Origin of the sequence: Clostridium sp. 19966, assembly GCF_032335695.1 — a bacterium.
Taxonomy (GTDB): domain Bacteria; phylum Bacillota; class Clostridia; order Clostridiales; family Clostridiaceae; genus JACTOJ01.
The window spans coordinates 1-3624 of sequence record NZ_JACTOJ010000070.1 but is presented as its reverse complement, the minus strand read 5'-3'; the positions used below and the strand labels follow the sequence as shown (position 1 = coordinate 3624).

General features: G+C 27.3%; 1 tRNA gene and 1 CRISPR repeat array. The gene reads right to left on the bottom strand.

Annotated elements, in window-relative coordinates:
- Positions 1-255 precede the first annotated feature (255 nt).
- Positions 256-327, bottom strand: a tRNA-Glu gene (locus tag IAI10_RS24480).
- Between the two features lie 123 nt (positions 328-450).
- Positions 451-3479: direct repeats of the CRISPR family, unit length 29 nt; unit sequence ATTTATATTCCTCATAGTTAATATAAAAG.
- Positions 3480-3624 lie beyond the last annotated feature (145 nt).

Below are 3624 nucleotides of genomic sequence, written 5' to 3'. Positions count from 1 at the left end.
AAAATTCATTAAATATAGCCTTCCATTTGTTATCCTGTGAACCTTTTTGCATGTACATAACCTCCCTAGTTAATTAATATCTGTTATTTTATCAAAACTGATTTTAACCTTATAGGCGTTAATTTTTTTACGGTTACAATTATTTAACTCATTATTTAAATAAATGTGTGGGAATTTTACTAGTGTGGGAAAAGTGTGGGAAAATAAAAAAATAGCAAGTCTGAAAGCCTTCAAACTCGCTATTTTCAATACTTATGACTCCTAGGGGACTCGAACCCCTGATACCACCGTGAGAGGGTGGTGTCTTAACCGCTTGACCAAGGAGCCATGCGACTTTCTTATTATACAACAAAGCTTTTGAAATTGCAATATTAATATTTGGAAATTTAAATATTAATTCCTATGCTTCTATTAAAAAATTTAAGCACCTATAATTTATTTTGTCTAAAAATTCTCCTTCCTCATAGTTAATATAAAAGACAATCCAGGTACCTCAGTAAGACTATCAAGAACGCTATTTATATTCCTCATAGTTAATATAAAAGCTTTTGCATTTTCTCTATTTAAACAACCACAACTTAATTTATATTCCTCATAGTTAATATAAAAGTAAGACCATTGTATGCTATAACTGTAGTTTTGAAATATTTATATTCCTCATAGTTAATATAAAAGACGATATGGCCATCAGCAAAATATTATCCAATGACATTTATATTCCTCATAGTTAATATAAAAGGAAAGGATGGACTAAAGCTGAGTTATCAAGGAGAACATTTATATTCCTCATAGTTAATATAAAAGTTTACAGCTGTATCTCTTGACGAAGCTTCAGTATTAATTTATATTCCTCATAGTTAATATAAAAGAATATTTGCATCTTCTCTTCCATGTCACTTACCGCAATTTATATTCCTCATAGTTAATATAAAAGCCTTACAAATTTTTCTAAAGGATTTTTATTCTTAATGATTTATATTCCTCATAGTTAATATAAAAGGAGACTACGGAACATCTGTTGAGAGTTGCGATAATGGATTTATATTCCTCATAGTTAATATAAAAGTCGTAATGCTGCCAAGCTACAGCCTAAGCATATAAGAAATTTATATTCCTCATAGTTAATATAAAAGCTTTATATATTTTATCTTTAACTTCCTCAACACTTTATTTATATTCCTCATAGTTAATATAAAAGATCGAGAACATACGGTATTCTTTTTGCTGAAGTCTTATTTATATTCCTCATAGTTAATATAAAAGTTCAGCTAATTGAATATTTTCTTCTGCAGCTTCTTCATTTATATTCCTCATAGTTAATATAAAAGTATCAGTTATTTTATCTAGCTCTCTATAGATATTCCTATTTATATTCCTCATAGTTAATATAAAAGCATCAGCAGTAACATCCTTTCCAACTTCTACATCCCAATTTATATTCCTCATAGTTAATATAAAAGTTAAATTCTTCATTCTCTACCCAATCGGTTTTACTTATTTATATTCCTCATAGTTAATATAAAAGTCGAGCAGACTGGAATAGGACAGGGTACTTTTACAAAATTTATATTCCTCATAGTTAATATAAAAGAATTCCAAAAATCAATAAGCAATTGGCATATGTTACATTTATATTCCTCATAGTTAATATAAAAGCTATTCCACACAACATTTCAAGTTGTTCCCAATTTTTATTTATATTCCTCATAGTTAATATAAAAGCATAGCAGCCGATGTCAATTCCTAAATCTCTATTAATTTATATTCCTCATAGTTAATATAAAAGATAGTGACTCACCAAATATCATTATTGGTTCTGAATAATTTATATTCCTCATAGTTAATATAAAAGTTTGCTATGTACAATTCAAGCAAAGTTTATGTTTCATTTATATTCCTCATAGTTAATATAAAAGATTCGTAACAAGTAAAAGTCCTCACCATAGGCTAGGATTTATATTCCTCATAGTTAATATAAAAGGTGAATGCTTAAGGTTAATTGCAGATCAGCTTGAGTAATTTATATTCCTCATAGTTAATATAAAAGATTCTCTTTTATATGCCATTTTTCAGAAGCTTCAAAATTTATATTCCTCATAGTTAATATAAAAGGTTATACCGTATGTGTTGACAATTGTGTTCACATAATTTATATTCCTCATAGTTAATATAAAAGTTTAGCATCGAAACTTTGTACTCCTGGTATGTACTCATTTATATTCCTCATAGTTAATATAAAAGATGTTAGATTGCTATCATTTATATAAACGATATCTCCATTTATATTCCTCATAGTTAATATAAAAGAAGTAACTTATTAGTAGTGTCTATACTACTAAAATCAATTTATATTCCTCATAGTTAATATAAAAGATTGTACCTCAATGCATAGATTAAATAGTTTTGATATTTATATTCCTCATAGTTAATATAAAAGAGAATTTTGAACATTTTTCATAACCTGTTCATCAAATTTATATTCCTCATAGTTAATATAAAAGGAGATTTAAAAGGAGCTTTTGACCAAGTATCAGAAATTTATATTCCTCATAGTTAATATAAAAGACAATGACTTAAAGCCTAACATTTCTGTTCCATATATATTTATATTCCTCATAGTTAATATAAAAGGAGAAAAGTGGACTAAAAGGCGTGGTGAAGCTGAAAATTTATATTCCTCATAGTTAATATAAAAGTCACGAGTGGGAATTACCTAATGTCTCACGTAAATTCATTTATATTCCTCATAGTTAATATAAAAGTTTTTACTTATATTCCCGTTTTCAGCATTACTTATAGATTTATATTCCTCATAGTTAATATAAAAGAGATATTAAAATTGGAGATATAACCGAGGATTCTAAATTTATATTCCTCATAGTTAATATAAAAGCATTGGTGCAAAATGGGTATGGGGTAAGGCTAAGACAATTTATATTCCTCATAGTTAATATAAAAGTTTATGATTTATATCTTTCTATTGCTATTTTGCTAAATTTATATTCCTCATAGTTAATATAAAAGGTGGCTCTATAAGAAATGACAGAGAGTTAAAAGAAAATTTATATTCCTCATAGTTAATATAAAAGACAGTATCAGAAGGCTTTACTTCTTCTAATTGCTCCATTTATATTCCTCATAGTTAATATAAAAGTAAACCAAGTTGTGTTAGTATACGCTCTATCGAAACAATTTATATTCCTCATAGTTAATATAAAAGTGATTTGAAACCTATAACATATCTTGATTCTGAAACATTTATATTCCTCATAGTTAATATAAAAGAATGTTGTTATTGATACTAGTTATGTTGATTCTATTTATATTCCTCATAGTTAATATAAAAGGCAAGAAGACCTAAAAGCTCTTAATAAAATTGACTCTAATTTATATTCCTCATAGTTAATATAAAAGTAAGAGTATCGTTTCTGTTTTAGATAAATTAAACCTATTTATATTCCTCATAGTTAATATAAAAGAAGTAAGTGAGCACGCCTAGGCGTGCCACTTTTCTTGTGCAACAAAGTAAACCACTTGCTAAGCAAGTGGAAGAAAAAAGGCTTATGCCGTTGAGTAGAAAAAAACTCCTATGTTAAAATAAATGCAGGTCTAGCCAACCGCAAA